This window comes from Edwardsiella ictaluri ATCC 33202 (assembly GCF_000264785.1).
Classification (GTDB): domain Bacteria; phylum Pseudomonadota; class Gammaproteobacteria; order Enterobacterales; family Enterobacteriaceae; genus Edwardsiella; species Edwardsiella ictaluri.
Window position 1 is genome coordinate 125743 of record NZ_AFJI01000052.1, and the last position, 21360, is coordinate 147102.

The following is a 21360-nucleotide window of genomic DNA, read 5'->3' on the forward strand; positions in this document are numbered from 1 at the left end:
TAGACAAAAGGGTTGCGGCGGCGCCTTGGGCGACGGCGCAATCATCGGGGGCTGTCATCGTGGACGGCGTGGCGTGTATGGTACGGATTACGGCGGCGAATGCCAGCAGGAATTATGTGGCACCGACGCTTCAGGGGCGAGAGGAGTTGCGCCGCCGTAGCTGTTGTTATATTTTGTAATAATTAATACAAAACAGAGCAAAGAGGGGGAGGAATGCAACGGACTCTGACATGGGGACTGCTGATGATTTTTCTGGCCTCCGGCGTGGCGAAGCTGGCAGGGCTGGGGTTTGAGCAGGCGGCGTTTGCCCGCTGGGGTTATCCACTGTGGTTTATGTATGCGGTTGGTGCGGCCGAGACCCTGGGGGCGCTGGGACTGTTGAGCCGCCTGCGGCGCTGGGCGGCGGGAGGGCTGCTGCTGCTGATGCTGGGTGCCCTGCAGACCCATTTGCGTTTTGGTGAGTGGGGGATGCTGCTGCTGGCCCTGATACTGGCCGCAGGGCTACTGATACGGATACGGCGCTGAGTCGCACTGATGGACAAGGGAGCGGTTCGATTCTGATTCGAGCCGCTCCCCCGAGCTAAAGGAGATTGTGCCCGCTGTTTCGCGGGCAACGCATCTGCGATCAGGCGACATCCTGCGGGCGGATGCGCGGACGCTGCGTCTCAACGCCAAAGTAGCGCATCATGCCGGCGGCGGCGTGGCGCCCTTCGGCGATGGCGGTGACCACCAGATCGGCGCCGCGTACCGCATCGCCACCGGCGAAGATCTGCGGATGGCTGGTCTGATAGGGGATATCGCTGTCTACGCGGGCGATGATACGCCCCGCACGATCAACTTTTACTCCCTGCGCCTCCAGCCACGGCATGGAGTGCGGGGTGAAGCCGAAGGCGATCACCACCGCATCGGCCGGCATGAGAAACTCAGATCCGGGGATGGGTTTGGGACGGCGGCGTCCAGCGGCATCTGGCTCGCCCAGCGCGGTGCGCAGCATGTGGATCCCGCAGACCTTGCCCTGCCCGTCGACGGCGATGGAGAGGGGCTGCACGTTAAATTCGAACTCGACCCCCTCTTCACGCGCATTTTTCACCTCTTTTTTCGAGCCGGGCATATTGGCCTCGTCGCGGCGATAGGCACAGGTTACCCGGGTGGCACCTTGGCGGATGGAGGTGCGCACGCAGTCCATGGCGGTATCGCCGCCCCCCAGCACCACTACCTGCTTACCTTCCATGCTGATATAGGGTTCATCATCGCTGGGCGGCAGACCCATCACCTGTTTGGTATTGGCGATCAGGAATGGCAGGGCCTCATAGACCCCCGGCGCCTGCTCGTTTTCTATTCCCGCCTGCATGGAGGTGTAGGTACCTGCGCCGATAAACACAGCGTCAAAGTCGGACAGCAGCTGCTCCAGGGTGACGTCACGTCCCACCTCCGTGTTCAGGTGGAACTCGATACCCATATCGCTGAAGATCTCCCGACGCCGCGCCAGGATCGATTTATCCAGCTTAAACGCCGGAATACCGAAGGTGAGCAGGCCGCCGATTTCCGGATGGCGATCGAACACCACCGCCTGAATGCCGTTACGGGCCAGAATATCGGCGCAGCCCAGTCCGGCGGGGCCGGCACCGACTATGGCGACGCGACGGTTGACCGGCCTGACATAGGAGAGGTCGGGGCGCCAGCCCAGGGCGAAGGCGCTGTCGCTGATGTAGCGCTCAATGTTGCCGATGGTCATGGCGCCGAACTCTGTCCCCAGCGTACAGGCGCCCTCGCACAGGCGATCCTGCGGACAGACGCGGCCGGTCACCTCCGGCAGGCAGTTGGTTTGGTGGGAGAGTTCGGCGGCCTCAAGGATCCGCCCCTCTTTTACCAGGCGGATCCAGTGCGGAATATGGTTGTGCAGCGGACAGGTCCACTCGCAGACGCTGTGGGTGCCGCAGGCCAGGCAGCGTTCGCTCTGCGCCTGCGCCTGCTGGGGGGCAAAGGTTGGGTAGATTTCGTCGAAGCGGGCTTTGCGGATAGCCAGTGCGATCTTGACCGGATCCTGGCGCGGTGGGGTCTGACGCATCAGCGCCACCTTACTGCCGCCGCTGCCGCCGAGTGCGGCACCGCGGGCATCGGCCGCCGCGCTGCCGTTAAATATCCGTCCGGCCTGCTCGTTGAACACGGCGCGCAGCTGACGCTGCTGACGCAGCCGGGTCAGGGAGTCTTCGCTGATCAGCTGCAGGGCATTGCTGGGACAGGCAGCGACGCAGGAGGGGCTATCGGCTACCCCGTCACACAGATCGCACTTATGGGCGTTGGCGCGCACGCTGTCAGGGTGATTGCTGCGCGGGTCGGACTGAGTAATCACCTCGATGGCACCAAACGGGCAGGCGACGACGCAGGTTTTGCAACCGATACATTTCTCCTGCCTGACCTGGATGCTGTCGTTGTATTTTTCAATGGCGCCATTGGGGCAGACATTGGCACAGGGCGCATCTTCGCAGTGACGGCACAGCAGCGCGGTGCGGCGATCGCCGCGGTGGATAACGTGGATGCGCGGCTGAAACTGCGCCGCCGTGAGAACATGCTCACCGTGGTTGTGGGCCATTACGCAGGCGACTTCACAGCTACGGCAACCGATGCAGTTGTTGGCATCGGCAATGACAAAACGATTCATAACGACCTCACCCAAAGACGAAAAGGAGACAACATGTTTGGGATATATGCACATCGCGTGCACAAATGACTGGAAAACATTTATTAACGACAAGGAAACCTGACGGCTGCGCAATGAAACCTGACGGCTGCGCAATGTATCACAGTTTTTGTTATGAATTGATTAAAAAATCGCTAAAAATGGGGAAATGATGCGTTGCATCAAAATAACATGGCAAATTAATTAATCTGAATGTTTCTTTATTATTTATCACGATTATCACTGTGACACGGGAGGCGTTTTTCTATGCGCAAAGTGATAATCGATGTTGAAAATATAACCGAAAAGTAAAGGCGGTGCTGCCCGATGGGCAGCACCGGTGGGTCACTCTGCGGCGGGGGGGGCTTTCCCCGCCAGCAGGCTGAGCAGGGCGAAACGCTGCCGCAGGTTATCCTCTGCCTCGCGGTATAGAGTCTGTGCCTCCTGCGGCGCCAGGCTGTTCAGACGACGGAAACGCTGTTCGGCCAGCAGCGTTTGTGCCAGATTGCCGCTGGGCGGCCGGGAGTCCAGCGTCAGGGCGTTTTGTCCCTCAGCGCTGCGGCGCGGATCAAAGCGGTACAGCGGCCAGAATCCATTGGTCGTCAGGCGCTTCATCTGCTCATGGCTGTCGGCCAGATCGTAGCCGTGCTCCTCACAGGGGCTGTAGGCGATCACCAGCGATGGACCCGGATAGGATTCGGCCTCCTGCAGCGCCTTGACGGTCTGGTTGAGCTGGGCGCCCAGCGAAATTTGAGCGACGTAGACGTGACCGTACATCATCATGCTGACGCCGAGATCCTTACGCGCCTTGCGTTTACCGAGTTCGCCAAACTTGGTGACCGCCGCCAGCGGCGTCGCCTTGGACTGCTGTCCGCCGGTATTGGAGTAGCACTGGGTATCCAGGACCAGTACGTTGACGTTTTCGCTTAGGCTCAGTACATGATCCAACCCGCCAAAGCCGATATCGTAGGCCCAGCCGTCGCCGCCAATCAGCCAGATGGATTTATCTACCAGGGCATCGGCTGTCTGCGCCAGCGCCTGGGCTTGCGGATCGGAGAGTGTCGTCAGGGCCGCGCGCAGTGCCGCTATCTGTTGGCGCCGGATCTCGCTGGACGTCTCTTCCTGCTGTAGCGCCGTGACCAGGGTCGTCGGCAGCTGTCCGGCCAGCGCATTGAGCAGGCGTAGCGCCCGCTGGCGGTGCTGTTGGGTGCTCAGGCGGAAACCGAGGCCAAACTCGGCGTTATCCTCAAACAGCGAGTTGGCCCAGGCCGGCCCCCGTCCCTGAGTATCAGTGGTATAGGGGCTGGTGGGGAGATTGCCGCCATAGATGGAGGAGCAGCCGGTGGCGTTCGCGATCAGCATACGATCGCCGAACAGCTGGGTCAGCAGCTTGATATAGGGGGTTTCCCCGCAGCCGGAGCAGGCGCCGGAGTATTCAAACAGCGGCGAAATCAATTGTGAGGTGCGAATATCGATGCGCTCCAGGCGACGGCGATCGATCTCCGGCAGGGCCAGAAACGCGTCGTAATGCGCCTTTTCCCGCGCCAGGTTCTCCAGACGTGGCTGCATATTGATGGCCTTGACGTCGGGATCCTGACGGTCCGCCGCCGGACAGACCGTTACACAAAGGTTGCAGCCGGTGCAGTCTTCGGGCGCAACCTGCAGCACATAGCGCTCGCCGCGCAGATCGCGGGCGCGGACCTCCAGGCTTTCCAACGTGGCCGGCGCGTGCTCCAGCGCCGTGGGTGTGACCACCTTGGCGCGGATCGCCGCGTGGGGGCAGGCGGCGACACAGTGGTTACACTGGGTACAGAGGGCGGGCTGCCAGATGGGGATGGTCTCGGCAATATTGCGCTTCTCCCAGCGGGTGGTGCCGACGGGCCAGGTACCGTCCGGCGGGAAGGCGGAGACTGGCAGGCTGTCTCCGAGTCCGGCCAGCATGGTGGCGGTAACCGCTTTGACAAAGTCCGGTGCCTGGTCGGCGACGATCGGCGGCCGGCGGGGGCTCGCGGTATCGACCGGACGCAGGGGAACGGCGTACAGGGCACTCTCTACCGCCCCCAGCGCCTGCCAGTTGCGCTCGATGATCTCCTGTCCTTTATTGGCATAGCTGAGGGCGATGGCATCCTGTAGCAGCGGCAGGGCCCCGCCGTTGGGGATCAGACCGCTGAGGTGCAGAAAGGCCATCTGCATAACGGTGTTGATACGGGCGCCGAGCCGATACTGGCGGGCGATGCGGGCGGCGTTGATAACGTAGAGTTTAGCCTGGCGGGCATTGAGCAGTGCCTGCACCTCCTGGGGCAGCCGTACCCACGCCTCATCAGCGGCATAAGGGGTGTTCAGCAGGAAGATCCCCCCTGGACGCAGACGCTCAACCATCTGGTAGCGTTCAATAAACTGCCACTGGTGGCAGCCGATAAAGTCGGCTTGCTCTACCAGATAGGCGGAGTGGATGGGCGTTTCCCGCACCCGGAGATGTGAAACGGTCAGGCCGCCGGCTTTTTTGGAGTCATAGACAAAGTAGCCCTGAGCATGCAGCGGCGTGCTGTTCCCGATAATCTTGATATTGTTCTTCGCCGCCGAGACAGTGCCGTCGCTGCCCAGTCCATAAAACAGCGCCTCCAGCCGGTTGCTCACAGGGTGGACATCCACCCGGCGCGGCAGGGAGAGGTGGGTAACATCATCGTTGATACCGACGGTAAAGCGTGATCTGGGGCGTGGGGTATCCAATTCCTCAAACACCGCCAGGGCGCAGTCGGGGCCAAACTCCTTGCTGGAAAGGCCGTAGCGTCCGCCGATGGTGAGCGGCAGTACGGTACGCTCTCCGCTGCTGACCGCCTGCGCCAGCGCGGCGATGATGTCCAGGTACAGCGGCTCGCCCAACGCGCCCGGCTCTTTGGTGCGGTCGAGTACCGCAATGCGCTGCGCCGAGAGGGGCAGCGCAGCGAGCAGATGGTGGGCAGAGAAGGGACGGTACAGCCGCACCTTCAATACGCCCACCTTCTCACCGCGCGCGCGCAGCATATCGCTCACCTCGACGCAGGTACCGCAGGCAGAGCCCATCACGATGATGACCCGGGTGGCATCGGGATCGCCTTCGTATTCAAACGGCTGGTAGTGGCGCCCACACTGGTTGGCGAAAGATTGCATGGCTTCGGCCACATGGTTATAGGCGGCGTCGTACCACGGGTTGCTGGCCTCCCGCGCCTGAAAATAGCTGTCCGGGTTGGCTGAGGTCCCGCGGATCACCGGCTGATCCGGGGTCAGCGCATGGGCGCGATGGGCGGCAATGGCCTGCACCGGCAGCAGATTTTGCAACGTATCGTCGGCCAGCGGCACGATTTTGTTGATCTCGTGAGAGGTGCGGAAACCGTCGAAGAAGTGGATAAACGGCAGACGGCTGTTGAGAGAGGCGATATGGGCTATCAGGGCGAAATCCTGGGCCTCCTGCACGCTGGCGGCGCACAACATGGCGCAGCCGGTCTGGCGCACCGCCATGACGTCGGAGTGGTCGCCGAAAATGGAGAGCGCATGGGTGGCGACGGTGCGCGCGGCGACGTGCAGAACGAAGGGGGTTAACTCGCCGGCCAGCTTATACAGGGTGGGGATCATCAGCAACAGTCCCTGAGATGAGGTAAAGCTGGTGGCCAGCGCCCCTGTCTGCAGCGCGCCGTGTATGGCGGCGATGGCACCGCCCTCAGACTGCATCTCCACGACGCGTGGGGTATCCCCCCAGATGTTACGGCGACCGTCGGCAAACCAGGCGGAGGCCTGCTCTGCCATACTTGAACTGGGGGTAATCGGATAGATGGCAATGACTTCGCTGGCCCGATAGGCCACGGACGCCACTGCGCTGTTACCGTCAATGGTGATCATGAAGGTTACCTTTGGCTTCACATTGCGATGTTATTATTAACAGGATTCTAGCAAATGCGATTTCAGCGCCTTATCAGTTTTATGGCAAATGGTTGTTCTGGCAGGTGATGAATGAATGTGTCTGCGGGTGGATTGCCGCCGGCGTCGGTGCCGGATAGAATTGCGCCGTATACGCGTAACATTAACGGGATGAATAAATGAATGGATATCTGTATCTGGCGATAGCGATCGGTGCCGAGGTTATCGCCACGACCGCTCTGAAAGCGACCCATGGCTTTAGCCGACTAGGCCCTAGCCTAGTGGTGGTTATTGGATACGCCATTGCTTTCTGGGGACTTTCTCAAGTGGTAAAGAGCATTCCGCTGGGTGTCGCCTATGCGGTTTGGTCCGGTATGGGCATCGTGCTGGTCTCGCTGGCCGCCTACTGGCTGTACCAGCAGGCGCTCGACTGGGCGGCGCTGCTGGGGATGGCAATGATCGTCGGGGGCGTGCTGGTGATCAATTTATTCTCCCACACATCGGCACATTAAGTTACATTCTGCAATCGCTTTGCCCGCCCTGGGCGGTGCTCAGCGGATTTCGAGAAAGCGTACGGCATCAATCTTTTGTAGCTGTTGATACAGTTCGCCGACGCGCTGCCGGGGGCGCAGGGTGACCTCCAGACGGATCTCACACAGCGCCTCATCCTGTTGCTGGCGCAGCGATGGGCGCTCTGGCTTCAGATTCAGCTGCTGCAGTGTCAGCAGCAGCGCGCTGACCTTTTCAGGCGGCAGATGGATGATCAGACTGCGGTGCTCTCCCAGCAGGAGATTGCTCAGCTGGCGAAACAGCTCCAGTACAGTCAGTGTCATCAGCGTACCGTAAATACCAATCTCATACAGCCCACTGCCGATCACCAGCCCGATCGCGGCCGTCACCCACATGCCGGCAGCAGTCGTCAGCCCTTTAACGGCCTGTTTCTGGATGATAATGGTCCCCGCGCCAAGAAACCCCATGCCGGAGACGACCTGCGCGGCGATACGGCTGGGATCCAGTTCGACGTGGGAGAGTGTGAGAATATCGGTAAAGCCATATTTGGAGACGATCATAAACAGCGCGCTGCCGATGCCGACCAAAATATGGGTACGCAGCCCGGCCTCTTTAGCCCGTAGCTGGCGCTCAAGGCCAATTAAGCCACCCAGTAGCCCTGCCAGGGCGACGCGAAGCAATAAGTCGGTGACCATGCTAACCTCTTGTTGTTATCTACCTGCTTGTTTTCCACCAGTATTCGGCGTAAAAACCCATGCCACGCTATTCTTGGCCTGTAGGACTATGGTAACAAATATCCCGCATGCTTGCCCTGCGCTGATGGTGCCCGAATGCGTTGGTGAGGGGGGCAAAGCGTTACGTTTTATGTCAGGAGAGAGATGGGAATGAGAGGGGTTGCTTTGGGGGTCGGGGGGCTGCTGGCCTTGATGCTATCAGGTTGTGGCTGCGAGCCCGTGCTGCAGACGGCCGAGGTGCGGCAGAATATCACCGCCAGTGCGGCGCTGAGAGAGGGATGTGCACTGGTTGGCGGCGAGGTTGCGCTCGCGCATCAGTTGGACGGGACGTCGCTGGTACAGTGCCAGCTGCCGGACGGTAAGCGCTGCACAGAGCGGGGTGTGATCGGCGGCCGCTGTCCCAACTGATCGTACGGCAGACGCTACATCCAGTCGCGTAGCCTATAGCGTAACAGCAATCCCTGCGCATCGCGCAGCTCCAGCGTATCTCCCTGCAGCGTGAGCCGGGCGCCGTACCGCAGCATCGTCTCCAGACGATGCTGCGCCGTTTGCCAGACAGGATCGGGACAGGGAGCCGGTGTGCGCTGCAGCTCAGCGATGCGCAGCGTGCCCCGCCGCAGGGTGGCCTGGCCACTCAGCTGACCGCACAGACTGGCGCTGACCCACAGCTTCTCGCCAAACTCCAGATCCGGCGTCAGCGCGCGGGTCGCCGTCGTTTCCACGAGGGGATGGTCATCGATAGCCTGCAGAACATAGCGATGGTGCAGCAGCTGTTGTGCCGTCGGCGGGGCGCTGCAGGCACCGGCCAGGCTACACAGCAGGACGGTCAGGATCCTTTTCATGTCGGTTTCTCTCTCCAGAGGGACTGCCTGTGTGTATGGCGTGGAATAAATGCAATGATGCCTTGCTTTTCACGGCAGTTTTCGCTGTCTCATCTATACTTATTATCCGCACGGCAACCCTGCGAGACAAGAGCGATGACGGGCACGATGTCCGTCTGCCCGCGATTGCCGTAGCGCAATGTGCGGCGCGTTTTCTGCGCCGGTCGCCGGTGTCCGCGGTAGTACGGACGCCGGCGATGATTTTGACAGGCAATTGGCATCAGCACCAATACAGAAAGAGGAGTGTGCGAATGGTGATGGTATCCGACCGGCCGACGGCTGCGTTTAGCACAAATACCATGGATTTTCTGGCCAGCAGTATTGCAATGATGGAGTCACAGGGGCGCAATATCAGTGCGACCGAGGTACAGGGAAATATGACGGTGAAACAGCGGGCGCTGTTCAAAGAGCGTCTCGCCTACTATCGCCAGCGCTATACGCAGGAGACACTAGTATAGGCCGCTGCCGAAAGTTGTGAACAAAAAAACCGCCGTACGCGGTTTTTGTGTGTCATGGCTGTACAGCTATCAGGCGTTCAGGCGATTCGGGCAGTGGCGATGATGGATCAGATCATCGATGTTCTGCAGGGTGGTCAGTGAGATGCTGGTCAATGCCTCTTCGGTCAGGAAAGCCTGGTGGCCGGTAAACAGCACGTTATGGCAGGCGGAGAGGCGGCGGAACACGTCGTCCTGGATCACATCGTTGGATTTGTCTTCAAAGAACAGATCGCGCTCATTTTCATACACGTCCATGCCCAGGGCCCCGATCTTCTGTTGCTTCAGCGCATCGATAGCGGCGCAAGAGTCGATCAGGGCGCCGCGACTGGTATTGATGATCATCACCCCGTCTTTCATATGGGCAAAGGCATCCTGGTTTAGCAGATGGTGGTTCTCCGGCGTCAGCGGGCAGTGCAGGGTAATGACGTCGGACTGGGCATACAGGGTTTTCAGATCGACATACTCCGCGCCGAGCTCCAGCGCCTGTGGGTTGGGGTAGGGGTCGAATGCCAGGATACGCATCCCGAACCCCTTGAGGATGCGCATCGTGGCGATCCCGATCTTCCCGGTGCCGATAACGCCGGCGGTACGGTTATGCATGTTGAATCCGATCAACCCCTCAAGCGAGAAGTTAGCGTCGCGGGTGCGCTGATAGGCGCGGTGAATTCGACGGTTAAGGGTCAGCATCATGCCAACGGTATGCTCGGCGACTGCCTCTGGCGAGTAGGCCGGTACGCGGACTACTTCGATACCCAGCGCTTTGGCGGCGTTCAGATCGACATTGTTAAAACCGGCGCAGCGCAGGGCGACGATACGAATGCCCATGGCCGCCAGCTGCTCCAGCACTTCGCGTCCGCCGTCATCGTTGACAAAAATGCAGACCGCATCGAACCCCTGGGCGGTTTTCACCGTCTGAGGGCGCAGCAGAAAGTCAAAAAACTCCAGTTCAAAGCCAAACTGCTTGTTTACCAGCTCAATATATTTTCGGTCGTATTGTTTGGTGCTGTAGATGGCGAGTTTCATCAATATTCTCCCAGCTGAAATTGTGATCATCATAGCAAAAATAGGTAGGTGGACCAAATGACAGGGGAAGTGTGATGTAAATCATTTTTTCCGTTAGGAGCTTGAATGGAAAGAGATTAATCCACTTCTATCAAGGGATATTTAGCTAAACTGGTAAGTATGGTATGGTGCGGCGCCGTGGCGTAGCGGGTGGAGAGTACGAGTGAAAAAGCGACATGTCGGTGCGATAGGCGCTGCGGTTTTACTGTCGGGCGGTGTAGCGGCATGGTGGAGCTCGCCCTACTGGCTGTCCGCGGCGCTGCATCCCTGGTTGCCGACGGGCGCCGATGTGGTGATCCCTTCCCGGCCATACTGGTCCGACGGCGCCCTGCGGTTACCTCGGTTGGACTACCATCAGGCAGCGTGCCCGCTGCTGAGTCTACGCGGCGCGGCGCTGAGTTACCGCCATTCACACTGGCAGCTCAATGCCGATACGGTCGATCTGGACAGTCGCTGTTTCTCCGCCGCGCCCAGCGGGGGCGCCATGCCATCGCTCGCCTCGCTGCAGCACTCCCTTCCGCCCCTGACCCTGACCATCGGGCGTCTCAGTATCCTGCCGTGGCAGCGCTATGGCGGGACGCTGCGGCTGAATAATCAGGACGGATCCCAGCGTATCGGCCTGGACGGTGAGCAGCTGACGCTGGATTTGGCGCTGGAGCATCAGGCCCTGAGCGTCCGCTCGCTGCTGCTGCGGCTGCCGCAGCTCGATGATACCCTGCAGCTACAGGGGAAGATAGCGCTGGGGTTGGATCTTGCGACCGTGCCACCGGCGGGGCTGCTGCAGGCGCAGTTTCGCCTGTCCGGGCTACCGCACCCTCTGCGCCTACGGCTGGTTTGGCAGCATCAGGGGGGGCGCCTGCTGCTCAACACGCCGGATCACTCCCGTCCGCTGGTCGATCTGCCCTGGCAGCAGCAGCAGGGCGTGCTGACGGTCAGCGGCGGGCAGTGGTTTTGGCCCTATGGTCCTCAGCCGCTGCAGGGCGGTGTTGCGCTGCAGTTGCGCGACTGGCTACAGGGATGGCGACATACCCAGCTGCGGGGACGGGTCAATATGCTGACGCGGGGGACGCAGGGAAAGGCCAACATGGTGATGCAGCTGGGGCCGGGGCGGCTGGATTTTCAGGAGCGGGCTTTTCCCCTGCGCCTGAACGGCCTGGTCAATCATGGCGGACTGTCGCTTTCTGCCGCCCTCAATGCACAGGTCAGCGGTACGCCCGGGGATCCCACCCTGAGGCTGTTGCCGGGCACGCTGCTGCGCATCTGGGGTAAAACCGATGCCCAGACCACCCTGCAGGAGGTGCGCTGGCCGCTGGCGGGGGTGTGCGTCAGCCGCGACGGCGTCAGCGGGCGTCTCCAGGCCATTCTGCGCGTCAGCCACCGTTACTGGGGACAGGGGCAGCTGCACCTGGACGGCCAGGCCGAGGCGTTTCGCCCCGATAAGGGGCTCTGGCGCTGGCATTACTGGGGAAAAGGGCAGATGCCGCCGCTACGGGCGCGCTGGGACGTTAGCGGGCAGGGCGCATGGCAGGGTGATGCGTTGCACCTGGACTATCTCTCCGCCGGCTTCGATCGCCTGACCTATGGGCTGGCACGTGTCGTCCGCCCGCGTCTGACCCTGACCCAGCCGCTGATATGGCGGCGGGCGTCGCAGCATGCGGCATTCCGCGCCGGGTTTTCCCTTGCCGCCCAGCGGATTGACTTTACTCACGGTGGTTATCTGCCCACGCCGCGCCTCCAGCTGACGGCGCAGGGCGAATCGCCCGCAGCGATGCAGCTGCGCGGCGATCTGCGTGCCGACGCCATCGGTCCGATCCGGCTGGATGGACGTTGGGATGGTACACGTCTGCGCGGTCAGGCCTGGTGGGACAGCCAGCCGGTCACGCTCTTTCAGCCGCTGCTGACGCCCTCGCTGGGGGTACGCCTGCGCGAGGGGCAATTCCATGCCCAGGCGGCCTTTTCGGCGGCGCGTGGGCAGGGGTTTGTCGCCGGGGGGCATCTGCAGGCCAAGGGCGTTGGTCTGTGGCTAAAGGATGGCACGGTGGACGGAATGGATCTGACGCTGCCTTACCGGCTGCACGACAGTCGCTGGCAGCTCGGCCCGCATACGCCGGTCACCCTGCGTATCGATCGACTGGTCAATCAGTTCGATCTGCGGAAGATCCGCGCCGATCTACAGGGTTATTACCCATATGACGAGAGCTACCCGCTGATCCTGAGCGACGTGACGACCGACATGCTGGGGGGCGAGGCCGGTTTTTCCAGCCTGCGTCTGCCGCAGCATCAGCCCACGCTGTTGCGGTTGAATAATATTGAGCTGAGTGAGCTGATCACCGCGCTGAAGGTGAAGCAGTTTGCCCTGTCGGGCAAGGTGGATGGCGAGCTGCCGTTTTATCTGCATAATCCGCAGTGGATTATTCACCGCGGCTGGCTGGGTAACGCCCGTCCCGTCACGCTGCGTCTGGACAAGGATATGGTGGATGCCATCGTCAGCAATAACCCCATCGGCGGTGCGGCCCTTGACTGGCTGCGCTATCTGGAGGTGGGGCGCTCCCACACCTGGATCGATCTCAGTAATCTGGGGGAGCTGACGCTGGATGCGACGCTTTACGGCATTAATCGACAGAAGGACCATCGGCGGGTTATCGAACTCAACTACCGCCAGCAGGAGAATGTATTCCAGCTGTGGCGCAGCCTGCGCTTCGGCGATAACGTACAGGAGTGGCTGCAGTCCCGCCTCTCCCGGGCAACGAGGAGTCAGCATGAGTAACCGTAATTTTGCGCTGCCGGCGTTGCTGCTGGCGCTGTGGGCCACAGGATGTACGCCGCGCATCGAGGTCGCGGCACCCACCCAGCCTATCACCATCAATATGAACGTGAAGATTGAGCATGACATTCACATTACGCTGGATAAAGAGGTTGAAACCCTGCTGAAGTCCAAGCCCGGACTGTTCTGAGGAGGAAGGGTGAAACGTTATCGGATTCTGCTGTTTTGCGCCGCGCTGGCGCTGAGTCTGCCGCTGCGGGCGGTAACGCTGGATGAGGCCCGTGCTAGCGGGCGGGTCGGGGAGACCCTCAGCGGCTATCTGGCCGCCCGCAGTCAGGACGCCGAGACGCTGGCGCTGGTGGCTCGGGTCAACCGGGGGCGGGCGGAAAGCTATCAGGCGCTGGCGCAGAGCAACGGCGTCAGTCGCGACAGCGTAGCGCGCCTGGCGGGCGAAAAGCTGGTGGCCCGCGCCCGGCCCGGCGACTACGTGCAGGGCATTAACGGCATGTGGCTGCGCAAGCCGTGATCAGCGCCGGAGGTCGGGGGTAAAGTGCGAGCCCTGTCACACTCTGACCCCGCGCCCGTCTGTGGTAAGATAGGGAGATAACAGGATATCAACTGCCGCGCCGGGCGAATGCGTATCGCACCGGCGCCTTTCCAAGGAATTCTGAACGTGAAATCCCCGCTTGATGCGCTGGCCGACCAGCTTGATGATGTCATGCTGCGCGATCGCCAGCGTTTGATGCGCCGTCTCCAGGGCGCCAATAAGATCACCCAACCCGATACCCTGCAGGCGACCGCCGCGACGCTGGCGGAGGAGATCGCCCGGGCGCGTCAGGCGACGGCCAACCGGCGCGCCGCCTGTCCGGCGATTAGCTATCCGCCGGGGCTGCCGGTCAGCCAGAAGAGCGAGGCACTGCTGGCGGCGATCCGCGATAATCAGGTGGTGATTGTCGCCGGGGAGACCGGGTCCGGTAAAACCACCCAGCTGCCCAAAATGTGCCTGGCGCTGGGGCGTGGGGTGCGCGGGATGATTGGTCACAGTCAGCCGCGCCGCCTGGCGGCCCGTTCGGTGGCAGAGCGTATCGCCCATGAGCTGGATACCCCGCTGGGCAGCTGCGTGGGCTATAAGGTACGCTTTAGCGATCGGGTCGGCGACAACACGCTGGTCAAGCTGATGACCGATGGGATCCTGCTGGCGGAGATCCAGCAGGACCGCCTGCTGATGCAGTATGACACGCTGATCATCGATGAGGCCCACGAGCGCAGCCTGAACATCGACTTCATCCTGGGCTATCTGCGCCAGCTGCTGCCCAGGCGTCCCGACCTCAAGGTGATCATTACCTCGGCGACCATTGATCCGCAGCGTTTCTCCCACCACTTCAATAATGCGCCGATCGTCGAGGTATCCGGACGGACCTATCCGGTTGAAGTTCGCTACCGCCCTATCGCCGATGGCGAAGGCGATCGCGATCAGACTCAGGCAATTATCGATGCAGTGGATGAGCTGCGCCATGAGGCGCCGGGCGATATTCTGATCTTTATGAGCGGCGAGCGAGAGATCCGCGATACCGCCGACGCGCTGACCCGCCTTGAGCTGTCCCATACCGAGGTGCTGCCGCTGTATGCCCGCCTGTCCGCCGCCGAGCAGAACCGGGTCTTTCACGCCCATAGTGGACGACGCATTGTACTGGCGACCAACGTGGCTGAGACCTCGCTGACGGTGCCGGGGATCAAATATGTTATCGATCCCGGTACGGCGCGCATCAGCCGCTACAGTTATCGCACCAAGGTTCAGCGGCTGCCGATTGAGCCGATATCCCAGGCGTCGGCCAATCAGCGTAAAGGGCGCTGCGGCCGCGTCTCCGACGGGATCTGTATCCGGCTGTACGATGAACAGGACTTCCTGTCGCGTCCTGCCTTTACCGATCCGGAGATCCTGCGCACCAACCTGGCGTCGGTGATCCTGCAGATGACGGCGCTGGGGCTGGGCGATATTGCCGCCTTCCCCTTTGTCGAGGCACCGGATAAGCGCAATATTCAGGATGGGGTGCGCCTGCTGGAAGAGCTGGGGGCGGTCACGGTCAATGCCCGTGGACACCAGCAGCTGACCGCTTTGGGACGCCAGCTGGCGCAGCTGCCCATCGATCCGCGCCTGGCACGTATGGTGATCGAAGGGGAGCGCAACGGCGCCCTGCGCGAGGTGATGGTGATCGCCGCCGGGCTGTCGATTCAAGACCCGCGTGAACGGCCTGCCGACCGTCCGCAGGCGGCGGATGAGAAACACCGTCGCTTCAGCGATAAAGAGAGCGACTTTCTGGCGCTGGTCAATCTGTGGAACTATCTGCGCGAACAGCAGCAGGCGCTCTCTGCCAACCAGCTGCGCAGGCTGTGTAAAAGCGAGTTTCTCAACTATCTGCGGGTACGTGAGTGGCAGGATATCTATACCCAGCTGCGTCAGTCGGTGAAATCGCTGGGATTCCATATTAACAGTACTCCCGCCGATTACCGGGCGCTGCACTGCGCGTTATTGAGCGGTCTGCTCTCCCACCTCGGGCAGAAAGATGTCGAAAAGCAGGAGTTTACCGGCGCGCGCAACGCTCGTTTCGCCATTTTTCCCGGCTCGTCACTGTTTAAGAAGCCGCCCAAGTGGGCGATGGTGGCGGAGCTGGTGGAGACCTCCCGCCTGTGGGGACGCGTCGCTGCCCGTATCGATCCGGAGTGGATCGAACCTTTGGCACAGCACCTGATTAAGCGCAGCTATAGCGATCCGCACTGGGAGAAAAGCCAGGGTGCGGTGATGGCCAGCGAGAAGGTCACGCTGTATGGTCTGCCGATCGTCAACGAGCGGCGGGTCAACTACGGGCGCATCGATCCGCTGCTGTGCCGGGAGCTGTTTATCCGCCATGCCTTGGTTCAGGGGGAGTGGCAGACAAAGCACGCCTTTATGCGCGCCAATCAGCGCCTGCGCAGCGAGGTCGAAGAGCTGGAGCACAAGTCGCGGCGCCGCGATATTCTGGTGGATGACGAGACGCTGTTTGCCTTTTATGACCGCCGGATCGGTCAAGAGGTGGTGTCGGTACGGCACTTCGACAGCTGGTGGAAGAAAGCGGGGGCCGCGCAGCCCGAGCTGCTCAACTTTGAGAAGTCGATGCTGATCAAAGAGGGGGCGGCCCGCATCAGCGCGCAGGATTACCCCAACGCCTGGCAGCAGGGCAACTTTCGCCTGCGTCTTTCCTATCAGTTTGAGCCGGGCGCGGATGCCGACGGCGTGACGGTGCATATTCCGCTGGCGATCCTGAATCAGATCGGGGACAGTGATTTCGATTGGCAGATCCCCGGCATTCGCCGTGAGCGGGTGATGGCGCTGATCAAGTCGTTGCCGAAGCCGCAGCGGCGTAACTTTGTGCCTGCTCCCAACTATGCCGATGCCTTCCTGGCCCGTGCGACGCCCTTTGAGCTGCCGCTGCTGGAGTCGATGGAGCGTGAGCTGCGCCGCATGACGGGTGTGACAGTGTCACGTGATGACTGGCAGCTGGATCAGCTGCCCGATCACCTGAGCGTAACGTTCCGGGTGCTGGACGATCGTAACCGGCCACTGGCCGAAGGTAAATCGCTGGAGGCACTGAAGCAGCGTTTGAAGGATCGCGTGCAGCAAACCCTGTCGGCGGTGGCGGACGATGGCCTTGAGCAAGCGGGGCTGCATTTGTGGAGCTTTGGCCAGTTGCCGCAGTGCCATGAACAAAAGCGCGGCGGTTATGCCATCAAGGCCTACCCGGCGCTGGTGGATGAGAAAGAGAGCGTGGCGATCCGGCTCTTTGAGACCGAACAGGAGCAGCAGCAGGCGATGCGCACCGGCCTGCGCCGGCTGTTGCTGCTGAATATTCCGTCTCCGGTGAAGTATCTGCATGAAAAGCTGCCGAACAAGGCCAAACTGGGGCTCTATTTTAATCCCTATGGCAAGGTATTGGAGCTGATCGACGACTGTATCGCCTGCGGCGTGGATACGCTGGTGGCGCGCCACGGTGGCGCCGTCTGGGAGACCACGGCGTTTGAGATGTTGCATGAGCGGGTGCGCGGCGCGCTGAATGAGACGGTTGTCGCGATTGCCGCACAGGTCGAGCGCATTCTGACCTGTGCCAACGGCATCAATAAGCGTCTGAAAGGGCGGGTGGACATGACGATGGCGCTGGCCCTCTCCGATATCAAGGCGCAGATGGGCGGGCTTATCTACCGGGGCTTTGTCACAGCCACCGGCGCGGATCGTCTGGCGGATGTGGAGCGCTATCTGCATGCCATCGAACGTCGCCTGGAGAAGCTGGGCATCGACCCGCACCGCGATCGGGCCCAGATGCTGCGCGTTGAACAGGTACATCAGTCCTGGCAGCAGTGGCTTAACCGTCTGCCGCCGGTACGGCGTCAGGCGCCGGAGGTGCAGGCTATCCGCTGGATGATCGAGGAGCTGCGCGTCAGCTATTTTGCCCAGCAGCTGGGTACGCCCTATCCGGTGTCAGACAAGCGTATCCTGCAGGCGATGGAGGCGGCGGAGCAGCCATAGCCACGCCGCCCGGGGCATCAGTGCATCAGGCGCTGCAGCCCCGCGTTAATCGCGGTAACGGCGACGGCGCGGTTATCGGCCAGCGCCCGGTTTTCTGCCGCCGGCGCCGAGCTTTGGATCGCGACCAGCGTCCATCCGGTCGCCTGACGCATCAGCAGCGGTGATCCGCTGTCGCCCGGCAGCGTATCACAGCGGTGGCTCAGCACACCGCTCTGAGCCCACCCGGTGATGAGGCAGTCGCGGTGGCGATAGAGAATATCCAGATGATCCTGCGGATAGCCAGCCTGGGTGACCTGTCGACGCTGCGCCTTCAGCGCCGCGCTCAGCGCTTTCGGCGTCCCTTGCCATACCGGCAGTGGACGCAGATCGGGCAGGGGACCCGCCGTGATTTCCACCAATCCATAATCCTGCGGCGCCGCCGTAGGTGGAACGATCCAGCCATCACCATCGGCCTTGAGCTTTTTATGCAACTGCGGATTGACCTGCGTCTGTAGATGACGTGACTGATAGCGCCACTTGCCGTCATGAGACATAAAGCGCAGCGCCACGGCGCGATCGGTTTTCCCTGGCGGCGCCAGCAGGCAGTGGCCCGCCGTCAGCGCCCAGCGCGGTGCTATCAGAGTGGCGGTACACAGATTGCCGCTGGCGGTTTCAACCTGACCGATGGCATTCCACGGCCAGTCATTAACCTCACTGACACGATCGCGATCGTCGTGACCAAAAAACAGCTGCCGCTGCTGATAGGGGGTTAACCCATCATCTGCCAGGGCGGCGTACGGTAGCCAGAGAGTCAATAACAGCGTAATACTCAAAAGGGCAGGGAAGCGCATGGTTAATTCCGTGAATCGTCGTGTTATTTATCAACAGTGTAGTCAATCGACGGTGCACTATGCACGTCATCTGATGCAGCTAAACATAAAAACAGGCTGCGATGATGGCGCACAGAATGAGCAATAGCATCAACAGCTCGAAGCGATAGTGACGAAACATAGGAGTACCCAGGTTCAGAACGGGGCGATAGGATAATGGTAGAAGATTGGCCGCGCTCCGACTGTGATGGAATGGTTTCGGCATGTAACCCTTTGTACGCTGTCACCTGAACATTATATTAGTTACAACATACATATGATTTTTATACCTCCTCTCCTGACACCTCCCGCTGCTGGAGAGTCACCACCATTCTTCAGGGAAGAAGAAAAACACCTGGCGCACCGGGCAAGGGGGGCTATGTGACCACCACCCGATTTCGCCCGCCAATACGAGCAGCGCTGATGGTAACTATGCTGGGCGTCATACTGATTGCCGGCTGCCATGACCGCCGCGCGGACGTGAAAACGCCGCTGGGAGACGGCGTGGAGCTGTGGGGGAAGACGCTGCCTTACGACCACTGGCAGTTTAATTTTTTTCACCCGAAAAACCTGCCAGCGCTGGTAACGATGGTGTATCTGGAGGACGGGGATATTCGGGAGAGTATCTTCCGGCGACTGGATCCGACCGAACCCAGTCAGAGCAGCGTGGGGACATGGAGCCAGCGCGTGGGCGGCTTTTCGGCCAATTTTAATATCGGTAAGGCGCTGCCGGTCAGGATGACGGTGTGCTGGGACTCGGTTATCGATAAAAAGGCGTATGAGACGGAGATCTGGTTCAGCCGGGAGACGTGGCAGCAGATGCTCGCGGCCTATCCTGATACCTATTGTCCGGGAAAAACGTATTACCGGGACAAAATGATTATTGGCCTGCCTCCCGGAGGGACAGTTAGAGTATGGTTAAAAGACAATCGTAATCCTGCAGTACTACAGCATCCTGCCCGCCAATTTACCCTGACGGGGAATGATATGCTGATATGCAAAAACGTTCCCAGCTGGATTGATTTCAGTTACATCGAAGCTAATGGTTACGATCCCTTTATCCGTGACTTTATTAAGGGAAAACACTATCCGTATGGTAACTGGTAGGGCGTAACGATCAGCAAAATCAGAAGGATCTTTTTGAGCATCAATCTGGCTATTTTGACGGGTTAAACTTCAATATTTTTAGCTGTCGCATTTGCAGCTTCGCTCCCACCTGGCCTGGACGACGTTGTTTCTCTCACTGAGATTTGTAGGCGCATAGACAATAGCTTCAACGCATGCGATGGCAGCGGCCAAAGAGGGGGGCTGGCTGTGGGTAACATCATCATGATAAGCGATCCGATGGTTAAAAATGCCCTGACCAACTCGCGCATTTACCATTTTGTCACACGCTAAAATCACCCGGGTAATATTGATATGTTCTCTCCGGCGACCGGGGTCTACTGCGCCGCCTGGTTAAGCACCGCATTAAATCGCTCGACCGGGCAGAAGCCGTTGGCATCTATCGGACAGCCGCTGAGCTCAAGCGTCACCCGCTGCGGCGGCGATGTCAGCGTCAGGGGTGTCGTATCGCGTAGCTGGCGGGTGCTTTGATACAGGTACTCAATTTTCATCATATCTTGGTTTTTTGTCGTATCCCGCCAGCGCTGGAATACGATTCTTCCGCCGATGGGCGTACGTTCATACTGGTCATGCAGCTGGTATGGCCTGAAATCAAGCGCCGTCAACAGCGAGGCGATGTTAGAATCATGTCCCACCAATAGAGTTATCTTCGGCGTTTTCGCCGCGTCGGCCACCAGCGCCTTATCCAGGTATTTTACCAGCGGTTTGGCGACGTTACGCGCCACCGCCGGGGAGGTGAACAGACTGTCTTGATAGCCGTTTTTCAGCTGCGCCAGTCGTCGCCACTGCAAGTCGGTGCTGATTTCTCCCCATGCGATCCGATCCGCCGGGAAGCCTTGGTAATACTGCAGGATAAATGCGTCTACCATCGAACTGCCGATCCTCAGCGGCCCAGAGATACCCGGCTCCTGTCCAACGTTGGCACTAAAACGATCTTTTCCGTCAGCCAACGAACACAAGTGCTTCTCTTTGCATACGGGAGAGTTTTTATAGTTCACGATCTGTGCCAGCAGCCTATAGCTATCAGTAAGGTGTATTTTCTTCCGTTCACTCTCCATCTCCTTCAGCGCCTGTTCGCGAAACGACGGAGAGGCATCCGTAATCACCGGGTTAAACGTGGGATCCATGGTGCCCATATTATCCTGGTGGTGCACCGCGATATCACACCCCGGAAACGCGCCTGTAATGAAGAACTGCGCAGTGGCAACGGTACGCTGCAGGCTGTTGGCATAGGCATATACCGAATCGGGTGCAGGGCAGTCTCCGCTGCTGATTAGTCCCTGCTGCATCAGCCATGCACGCATGTAGTGCCCCATGTACACCTCCAGCACGCCACCTTTGGTGGTGAGCTGTCCGCCCGGTACATCCCACTGCGGCCAGGCTTTGGCGGTTGATTGCTCCAGCACGCTCCCGTTATTGGCCAGCGGGGCACGCAGATTGTGCCGACTCATGATCAACACCTGCCGCAGCTGATATCCCTGCGGATCACTTTGTGCCTGTACGGCACAGACTGCCAGCAGTGTACCGACCGTGACAGCGACTGTCTGTTTTTTCATCCCCAACTCCTTACGCTTTTTTAATACGCCGCAAAAGTGTGGCGGGTTGGCGATAATTTACCTGGCTCCATAGCGCAAAGTTACACCTACGCTGCGTTTATGCTTTATTTCCGGCGCTCGTCATGAGGCGAGGACGGCGGAGGCGAATTAACGCCATCAGCCCGCGGTTTTTTCTTTCCATTTATCAGCATGGCTGCCTCTTTATAACCAGATAGGGCGGTTGGGATTCTGAATAAGTCAGCGTTTTAGGT

The 21360-nt window shown here is 60.2% G+C and carries 17 protein-coding genes; 9 read left to right on the forward strand and 8 right to left on the reverse strand.

The features are described 5' to 3' along the window. Positions 1–213 precede the first annotated feature (213 nt). Positions 214–525, forward strand: coding sequence for a DoxX family protein (locus tag EIEH_RS06955; protein ID WP_015871247.1), 312 nt, complete (start codon positions 214–216; stop codon positions 523–525). 100 nt (positions 526–625) lie between these two features. Here the strand turns inward: EIEH_RS06955 and aegA are convergent, their stop codons facing one another. Together aegA and nifJ are read right to left on the reverse strand one after the other, a co-directional pair. Further along, on the reverse strand, positions 626–2662 hold the full coding sequence (gene aegA, locus EIEH_RS06960; RefSeq protein ID WP_015871248.1) for a formate-dependent uric acid utilization protein AegA: 2037 nt from the start codon (positions 2660–2662) through the stop codon (positions 626–628). A gap of 363 nt (positions 2663–3025) precedes the next feature. Then, positions 3026–6556 carry a pyruvate:ferredoxin (flavodoxin) oxidoreductase gene (gene nifJ, locus EIEH_RS06965; RefSeq protein ID WP_015871250.1) on the reverse strand — a complete coding sequence of 1177 codons (3531 nt, stop codon included), beginning with the start codon at positions 6554–6556 and terminating at the stop codon, positions 3026–3028. A gap of 197 nt (positions 6557–6753) precedes the next feature. Here nifJ and EIEH_RS06970 point away from each other — a divergent pair, with 197 nt between their 5' ends. Then, a complete protein-coding gene (locus EIEH_RS06970; protein ID WP_015871252.1) occupies positions 6754–7086 on the forward strand; it encodes a DMT family transporter in 333 nt (110 codons plus the stop codon). 39 nt (positions 7087–7125) lie between these two features. Here the strand turns inward: EIEH_RS06970 and EIEH_RS06975 are convergent, their stop codons facing one another. Further along, positions 7126–7779 carry an MgtC/SapB family protein gene (locus EIEH_RS06975; RefSeq protein ID WP_015871253.1) on the reverse strand — a complete coding sequence of 218 codons (654 nt, stop codon included), beginning with the start codon at positions 7777–7779 and terminating at the stop codon, positions 7126–7128. 189 nt (positions 7780–7968) lie between these two features. Between EIEH_RS06975 and EIEH_RS06980 the strand changes: the two genes are divergently transcribed. Further along, on the forward strand, positions 7969–8226 hold the full coding sequence (locus EIEH_RS06980) for a putative hemolysin (RefSeq protein ID WP_015871254.1): 258 nt from the start codon (positions 7969–7971) through the stop codon (positions 8224–8226). Positions 8227–8240: 14 nt separating this feature from the next. Here EIEH_RS06980 and EIEH_RS06985 read toward each other — a convergent pair whose 3' ends face one another. Continuing rightward, entirely contained in the window at positions 8241–8660 is a 420-nt protein-coding gene (locus EIEH_RS06985; protein ID WP_015871255.1) for an META domain-containing protein, read from the reverse strand. Between the two features lie 290 nt (positions 8661–8950). Here EIEH_RS06985 and EIEH_RS06990 point away from each other — a divergent pair, with 290 nt between their 5' ends. Then, entirely contained in the window at positions 8951–9157 is a 207-nt protein-coding gene (locus tag EIEH_RS06990) for a glycogen synthase (protein ID WP_035609101.1), read from the forward strand. A 69-nt stretch (positions 9158–9226) separates the two neighbouring features. Here EIEH_RS06990 and EIEH_RS06995 read toward each other — a convergent pair whose 3' ends face one another. Further along, on the reverse strand, positions 9227–10219 hold the full coding sequence (locus tag EIEH_RS06995) for a 2-hydroxyacid dehydrogenase (RefSeq protein ID WP_015871258.1): 993 nt from the start codon (positions 10217–10219) through the stop codon (positions 9227–9229). 202 nt (positions 10220–10421) lie between these two features. On the opposite strand from EIEH_RS06995, the gene EIEH_RS07000 reads away from it, so the two are divergent. From EIEH_RS07000 to hrpA, 4 genes are all read left to right on the forward strand, one after another. Next, positions 10422–13025, forward strand: coding sequence for a YdbH family protein (locus EIEH_RS07000; protein WP_015871259.1), 2604 nt, complete (start codon positions 10422–10424; stop codon positions 13023–13025). Continuing rightward, positions 13018–13212, forward strand: coding sequence for a YnbE family lipoprotein (locus tag EIEH_RS07005; RefSeq protein WP_012848609.1), 195 nt, complete (start codon positions 13018–13020; stop codon positions 13210–13212). Before EIEH_RS07000 ends, EIEH_RS07005 begins: the two co-directional genes overlap by 8 nt. Before the next feature lie 9 nt (positions 13213–13221). Next, a complete protein-coding gene (locus tag EIEH_RS07010; protein ID WP_012848608.1) occupies positions 13222–13548 on the forward strand; it encodes a YdbL family probable chaperone protein in 327 nt (108 codons plus the stop codon). Positions 13549–13695: 147 nt separating this feature from the next. Then, positions 13696–17580, forward strand: a complete 3885-nt coding sequence (gene hrpA, locus EIEH_RS07015) for an ATP-dependent RNA helicase HrpA (RefSeq protein ID WP_015871260.1) — start codon at positions 13696–13698, stop codon at positions 17578–17580. A gap of 17 nt (positions 17581–17597) precedes the next feature. Here hrpA and EIEH_RS07020 read toward each other — a convergent pair whose 3' ends face one another. Together EIEH_RS07020 and ydgU are read right to left on the reverse strand one after the other, a co-directional pair. Beyond that, complete coding sequence (locus EIEH_RS07020; RefSeq protein WP_015871261.1) at positions 17598–18410, reverse strand: trypsin-like serine peptidase; 813 nt, start codon at positions 18408–18410, stop codon at positions 17598–17600. A gap of 79 nt (positions 18411–18489) precedes the next feature. Next, a complete protein-coding gene (gene ydgU / locus EIEH_RS20190) occupies positions 18490–18654 on the reverse strand; it encodes a small membrane protein YdgU (RefSeq protein ID WP_455709139.1) in 165 nt (54 codons plus the stop codon). Positions 18655–18851: 197 nt separating this feature from the next. On the opposite strand from ydgU, the gene EIEH_RS07025 reads away from it, so the two are divergent. After that, the gene (locus tag EIEH_RS07025; RefSeq protein WP_107775280.1) at positions 18852–19535 is read left to right on the forward strand and encodes a DUF2931 family protein; all 684 of its coding nucleotides are present in this window, start codon (positions 18852–18854) and stop codon (positions 19533–19535) included. A gap of 335 nt (positions 19536–19870) precedes the next feature. Here EIEH_RS07025 and agp read toward each other — a convergent pair whose 3' ends face one another. Then, positions 19871–21109 (reverse strand): bifunctional glucose-1-phosphatase/inositol phosphatase, encoded by a 1239-nt coding sequence (gene agp / locus EIEH_RS07030; RefSeq protein ID WP_015871264.1) that lies wholly within the window; start codon positions 21107–21109, stop codon positions 19871–19873. Positions 21110–21360 lie beyond the last annotated feature (251 nt).